5 protein-coding genes and 1 rRNA gene are annotated in these 6,911 nt (G+C 44.2%); 4 read left to right on the top strand and 2 right to left on the bottom strand.

The window, feature by feature from the left end:
* Positions 1-132: ribosomal RNA gene (locus tag BR02_RS0107175) — 16S ribosomal RNA — on the bottom strand; the annotation flags it as partial.
* Between the two features lie 457 nt (positions 133-589).
* Between BR02_RS0107175 and cysK the strand changes: the two genes are divergently transcribed.
* Positions 590-1,516, top strand: a complete 927-nt coding sequence (gene cysK / locus BR02_RS0107170) for a cysteine synthase A (RefSeq protein ID WP_031515640.1) — start codon at positions 590-592, stop codon at positions 1,514-1,516.
* A 43-nt stretch (positions 1,517-1,559) separates the two neighbouring features.
* On the opposite strand, the gene hflX is transcribed toward cysK, so the two are convergent.
* Positions 1,560-2,816 (bottom strand): GTPase HflX, encoded by a 1,257-nt coding sequence (gene hflX / locus BR02_RS0107165; protein WP_031515638.1) that lies wholly within the window; start codon positions 2,814-2,816, stop codon positions 1,560-1,562.
* 144 nt (positions 2,817-2,960) lie between these two features.
* Between hflX and BR02_RS14770 the strand changes: the two genes are divergently transcribed.
* From BR02_RS14770 to BR02_RS0107145, 3 genes are all read left to right on the top strand, one after another.
* The gene (locus tag BR02_RS14770) at positions 2,961-3,818 is read left to right on the top strand and encodes a L,D-transpeptidase family protein (protein ID WP_051688184.1); all 858 of its coding nucleotides are present in this window, start codon (positions 2,961-2,963) and stop codon (positions 3,816-3,818) included.
* Between the two features lie 177 nt (positions 3,819-3,995).
* Positions 3,996-5,018 (top strand): alpha-hydroxy-acid oxidizing protein, encoded by a 1,023-nt coding sequence (locus tag BR02_RS0107150; protein WP_031515634.1) that lies wholly within the window; start codon positions 3,996-3,998, stop codon positions 5,016-5,018.
* Positions 5,019-5,152: 134 nt separating this feature from the next.
* Positions 5,153-6,841, top strand: a complete 1,689-nt coding sequence (locus BR02_RS0107145; protein ID WP_031515632.1) for an L-lactate permease — start codon at positions 5,153-5,155, stop codon at positions 6,839-6,841.
* Positions 6,842-6,911: the final 70 nt, after the last annotated feature.

Raw genomic sequence — 6,911 nt, 5'->3', positions numbered from 1 at the left:
GTTACTCACCCGTCCGCCACTAAGATGTTACCGGTTCTGTCCGAAAACTTCACCGGTAGATCTCCGTTCGACTTGCATGTGTTAGGCACGCCGCCAGCGTTCGTCCTGAGCCAGGATCAAACTCTCCATAAAATTTTTATAATGATGTTCAAAAAATAATGAGTATTTTTTGAACCATTCATCTTATGGAAAAGCTCTTTGGCTCTTCGTTGTCTGAATTACTCTCCACGCTTTTGCGTTTGACGAGATTTTGTGGTTCTATTTTGTGGTTCTATTATATAGAACTTTTACATCCATCTCTTGCTGTTTAGTTTTCAAAGATCTGTTGCCAGTTTTTTGTGCCGCCGTTTCAGCGACAATTCTTAGTTTAACATCTTTGCTTTTTTAAGTCAACTGGTATTTTTTGAGTTGTGCCCTTTAGTATATATCTTTTAGACAAACTTTGCAATACCAATTATTGGCGTTACGCCCCTAGGGGCAAGTATTATAATACCATTACTTTTGCATGTGGTCAATCCCTTTTTTATGGTACTTTAAACCACCTTGGGTCATAATATATATAGTTATAATATAAGGAAAGGAGTATTCTATGGCGAGCATTTTAAATAATATATTGGAAGCTATCGGCAGTACACCTTTGGTGCGGTTAAATCGCATTACAGACAGCTGCCCTGCCAACATATTAGTTAAGGCTGAATTTTTAAATCCCAGCGGTAGTGCAAAGGCGCGGGCTGCCCTGGGAATGATTTTGGCTGCAGAAAAAGAAGGCATAATAAATCAAAATTCAGTTATAGTAGAACCCACAAGCGGCAATCAAGGGATAGCCTTGGCCATGGTAGGTGCAGTGCGCGGCTACCGCACCATTATTGTGATGCCTGAAACCATGAGTATCGAGCGTAAAAAATTGATTAAGGCCTATGGTGCGGAAATAATCCTAACCCCTGCTGACCAAGATGTTCAAGGGGCGGTGAATAAGGCCCGGGAGATTGTTCAGTCAATACCAAACTCTTGGATGCCCAATCAGTTTCTAAACCCGGCCAACCCGGAATTTCATCAAAAAACCACGGCATTGGAGATTTTACATCAAATTGGGGAAGAAAGTATCGACGCCATTGTCTTTGGCGTGGGTACAGGCGGAACCCTTACCGGCGTGGCCCGGGTATTAAAAAAACACTTTCCTCATATGAAAACATATGCTGTTGAACCGGCAAGCTCTGCAGTCATTGCCGGCAAGCCCCCGGGAAAACATAAAATTCAGGGCATTGGGGACGGTTTTATCCCGGGTAATTTAGATTTAGATATTTTAGATAGCCCAATTTCAGTTACCGATGAGGACGCCATAAATACTGCCAGAAGACTGGCACGGGAAGAAGGGCTCCTTGTGGGCATTTCAAGCGGTGCCGCAGTGTGGGCCGCATGCCAAGTGGGTGAGCAATTAGGGCCTAATAAGAATGTGCTCACGGTTTTAGTTGATACCGGAGAAAGGTATTTCAGCACAGAACTATATGAAAATTAATCCTTATCCACCACTTGCCCTGTAAACCTAAGGCGAACCGCTGTCAATTCTTTAGCCTAGTCATAATTCGTTCGGCTAAAATCCTCTCTAACTCCACCTCCATGGAAACACCCTTTTCTTCATACCGCTGATTGATTACTTTGCCATGCTGATGCACCAATGAAATTATCGCAGAATCTGTAAAGGGGATAAAAAAAGTGGTGCGAACTCTTCTTGCGGATAAGGCCGCAGATATTGATTCCAACAGCTTTTCAAGGCCCCGGTTATACTTTGCAGATATTGCTACCGGTTTTCCAAAGTACCTAGCTTTTATATCTGCACTTAACACCGGCTCATCCGCTAAGTTATCTGATTTATTGAGTACTAATATAGATGGTTTATCCTCGGCTTCCAATGATTTTAATACATCTTCAACCGATTGAATCTGTTGTTCCAAGTTTGGGTGACTGGCATCCACCACATGCAATAACAAATCCGCTTCTTTTACCTCCTCCAATGTGGCACTAAAAGCTGCAATTAAATGGTGGGGTAATTTTTGTATAAAACCCACTGTGTCGGTTAACAAAATTGTTTCATTTGTGGGAAGTAATACCCTTCTTGTTGTGGGATCCAGGGTAGCAAATAGTTTATCCTCCGCCAATACATTTGAATCGGTCAGTGTATTAAGCAAGGTGCTTTTACCGGCATTTGTATATCCTATTAAACTCACTAAAGGCAATGGAACTGAGCGGCGATTTTTCCGGTGCAACCGCCTATGTTTTCGCACCTCACTTAATTCCTTTGACAGATCAGCAATCCGCTTGCGAATTCGCCGCTTGTCAACCTCGAGTTTTGTTTCCCCCGGCCCTCTGGTACCTATACCGCCTCCCAGTCGTGACATTTCCACACCGCGCCCCGTTAGTCGCGGTAGCAAATAATTCATTTGGGCCAACTCAACTTGCAATTTGCCTTCTTTTGTGCGCGCCCGCTGAGCAAAAATATCTAAAATCAATTGGGTCCGGTCAATAACCCGTACCCCTACGTTTTCTTCCAGATTGCGCAGCTGGGCAGGTGTGAGTTCCTGGTCGCATATTAGCAGTGTCGCTCCTAATTGTGCACAACCCTCTTTTATTTCTTCAACCTTCCCCTTGCCAAAAAAGGTTCTGGGGTGGGGACTGTTGCGCCTTTGTTTATAGACCTCAACCACTTCCGCCCCGGCCGTTTCAGCCAACCTTTCCAGCTCTATTAATGAAGCTTCTTCTTGAATCTCCTCTGTTTCTGAAGATATCAGCCCCAATAAAATTGCCCTTTCCTTCTGCATTAAATACCCCCATACCGTCTTTTCATTAAATTATAGCATAATTGTTCTTTGGCATAAGGTCTACCGGTCAATGTTAATACAGTCATTTTTTAACCTCTTTCCTAATATCTATTTATTTAAAGCTGATATTGGGAGGTAATGACCGTGAAAAAAACATCCCTTTTTCTTATTCTTATTTTATTCATAATGATTATATTTGTAACACCCTCATGGGCAAAGGCTACACATCAGCTAATAGTTATTAACAAAGGGACAAACCAACTGGCCTTCTACCAGAATAACGAGCTGGTTAGAGTTTTCCCTGTGGCCACCGGCAAAAGCCCTTCTTTGACCCCCGAAGGTAATTTTTATATTACCAATAAAATTATTAACCCACCCTACTACAAATTGAATATCCCCGGGGGCAGCCCTCACAACCCATTGGGCACCAGATGGCTAGGAATATCAGCACCCGGCGGTCCCTATGGTATACACGGAAATAACAACCCCGCCTCCATTGGCACCTATGCTTCCCTGGGTTGTGTAAGATTACATAACGACGACATCCTTTGGTTATACGAAAGGGTAGCAATAGGTACTCCCGTTAAAATAGTTAATCATCAACAAAATTTAATAGAGGATACTCCCCCAGAGAAGGTTATAATTACCATCAACGAAAACCTTGCCCCTGAACACTGTCATGCAATAAAAGTAAAAGACGAGGTTTTGGTAGCCTTGCGCCCACTGGTAGAGTATTTAGGTTTTTATGTGCAATGGGACAAGAAGACAAATTCAATCATAGTCAAGGGTATTGATTTGCAAGTCACAGTACAGGTGAATAACCCTGTGCTTTTAATTGACGATACAGAATATTCATTAGCCTCAACTCCAAGGATCATTGGTGATACCACATATGTATCCCCTGACTTCTTCAGTAATGCCATGGGGTATCAGGTCCGTTGGGACCCAGACAGCAAAAAATTAAACATCATAGCCAATGACCTATATTTACCTATACAATAATACTCATGCCTGTGCTAAAATTATTGATGTCATCTATAAATATATTGATAATTCTACATTTTTTGATTTTTTTAATCTAAATAAGCAGGATTTTATAAAGGTGTATTGAAATCTACTATTTCAAAGGTCATTTGGTCATACCACCACGCCATAAGATTACTATAAAGGAGGGTTAATGTGGACTTACAATCTGTACGAGAAGAAGCCAAAAAAAAGTTAAAAGGTTATTGCCGGGTTTGTCCGGTCTGTGACGGACGTGCCTGTGCCGGAGAAGTTCCGGGCATGGGTGGTCTGGGAACCGGTGCCGCATTTAAGGCTAACCTGGAGGCCCTTAACAAGATTAAATTAAACATGCGCACCATGCACAATGCAAAGGAAGTGGATACCACCTGTACCTTATTTGGCCATAAGATTAGCACCCCAATCATGGCCGCACCAATGACCGGCACTCCGTACAACATGGGCGGGGCAATTACTGAGCGTGAGTTTATTGGTATGATAGTCACCGGAAGCAAAAAAGCAGGCAGCATTGGCTATACCGGTGACGGGGCAGACCCTGCTATGTATGATTCTGGCATTGAAGCAGTCACTGAAGAAAAGGGCTGGGGTATACCAATTATTAAGCCAAGATCACAGGAAGAAATCCTTGCGCGCATTAGAAGAGCAGAGCAAAGCGGCGCCATTGCCGTAGGAGTGGACATTGATGGGGCCGGCCTGGTAACCATGGCATTAAAAGGCCAACCGGTGGGACCAAAGACCAAGGAAGAAGTAAAAGAATTGGTTTCCAGTACAAAATTGCCCTTTATCTTAAAGGGAATCATGACCGTTGATGAAGCGGAAATGGCTGTTGAGGCAGGTGCTGCAGCAATAGTTGTATCCAACCACGGAGGTCGGGTACTGGACCACACCCCAGGAGCCGCCACGGTTCTTGCAGATATTTCCCAAGCAGTGGGCGATAAAATCACCGTTTTAGCCGACGGCGGCGTGCGCTCCGGTCTGGATGTTATTAAGTTGCTGGCTTTAGGTGCAGACGCTGTTTTAGTAGGCAGGCCATTGGTGGTTGGTGCCTTCGGCGGAGGTGCAGACGGTGTAGCCCTTATTATCGAAAAGTATAACAGTGAGTTAAAACACGCAATGCTTTTAACCGGTTGCAGCTCTCTTAAAGACATAACCGGCAGGGTTATTTGCCAAAGCAATTAGCATCAACCCCGAACCGGCTTCGGGGTAACTCAAGTTTCTTTGGAATAATAATTATTTTTCCTTGTAACAACAATTGTGCCCTAAGGGCATATGACTCCATTAACAATTACTAAATAACATGGGAGGCATAGCAAATGGACAACTTATTTCTCATGGCACTGATTGCCTTTGTGCCAATCCTATTCACCATTGTCATGATGACTGTTTTTTCCTGGCCGGCAAAGAAAGTAATGCCCATTGCCTGGATTCTTGCAGTAGTCATTGCCTATGCAGTGTGGGGAGTAGAGTTTAACCGTATAATTGCATCAACTACATTTGGCTTTTTATCTGCCTTTAACATTTTAATTATTATTTTTGGTGCAATTTTGATTCTCAACACCATGAAAAACAGCGGTGCCATGGCTTCTATTAACCGCGGCTTTTACGGCATATCAGCCGACCGCCGCGTACAGGCCATTATCGTTGGTTGGTTATTTGGTTCATTTATTGAAGGTGCTGCAGGCTTTGGTACTCCGGCGGCATTGGCAGGACCACTGCTGGTTGGTTTGGGCTTCCCGCCCCTGGCCGCGGTAATGATTGCCTTGGTATTTAACAGTACCGCTGTAAGCTTCGGTGCGGTTGGCACCCCGGTTATCGGCGGTGTGGGCGCTGCAATGCAAGATACCGTTGCATCCATACTTGGGCAAGGTAACCACTATGTATTTTTAGAGCAAATTGCCCTTTGGAGTGCGATACCCCACGTGATAGTCGGTACATTCCTGCCGCTCTTGGCAATATGTATGTTAACGGCATTCTTTGGACCGAAGGAAAAGCGCGGTGTTAAATACGGTTTAGCCGCCGCACCCTTTGCCCTGTTTGCCGGTTTATCCTTTACAGTACCTTATATGTTTACTGCCTATTTCTTGGGGCCCGAATTCCCCTCTCTGGTTGGTGCATTGATTGGTCTTCCCATCGTGTTATTAGCAGCTAAGAGCAATTTCTTAACACCAAAGGATACTTGGGAATTCCCCTCCAAAGATAAGTGGGATAGTAACTGGGAAGGTACTTTTAAGGTAGAAAAAGACGAAGACAGCGGCAACATGCCCCTGTGGCTTGCTTGGACACCCTACGTTTTAATTGCGTTAATCCTGGTTGTAACCCGTATTGATGCCATTGGCCTAAAGGCTATTTTACAAGCTCAATCTATCGGATGGGCAAACATCATGGGCAGCGGTATCAACTACACTCTACAATACCTGTATGTACCCGGCACAATACCCTTTATTTTGGTGGCGATAATTACCATCTTCTTGCATAAAATGCCCGCAGAGAAAGTGAAAGACGCTTGGGTAAGTACCTTTAAGCAGTTAACCGGTGCCACCATTGCCTTGTTATTTGCAGTGGCAATGGTGCAGGTTATGACCCAATCCTCTGTTAACCTAAAGGGAATTGACGGTATGATGATCACCATGGCCTCTGCCACATCCGAGTTGGTTGGTGCCGCATGGCCCTTGGTAGCACCCTTTGTTGGTATATTAGGTTCATTTATGGCCGGTTCTAACACCGTATCTAATGTTTTGTTCTCCTCCTTCCAATTTGAGGTGGCTCAGCAGTTAGGCATATCCGGTGTTGCTATACTGGCTCTACAAAACGTTGGTGGTGCCATCGGTAACATGGTTTGTGTACACAACGTGGTGGCAGCCTGTGCAACGGTGGGCCTTGTGGGCGTTGAAGGGGTTATTATTAGGCGAAATGCAATACCCTGTGCCATTTACGCCTTTGTAGTGGGCCTGGTTGGCTTACTATTAATATACGGTGGTTTTGCCATAGGTACACTTTTATAAAGGTCTTGTGATGATATAACCTGCGCCCTGAACATTGTTCAGGGCACAGGACTTTAAAATTAAGGAGGAT

Origin of the sequence: Desulfofalx alkaliphila DSM 12257 (assembly GCF_000711975.1) — a bacterium.
In the GTDB taxonomy this organism is placed as follows: Bacteria; Bacillota; Desulfotomaculia; order Desulfotomaculales; family Desulfohalotomaculaceae; genus Desulfofalx; species Desulfofalx alkaliphila.
The sequence above is the reverse complement of the archived record's forward strand: the minus strand, read 5'-3'. Positions and strand labels throughout refer to the sequence as shown.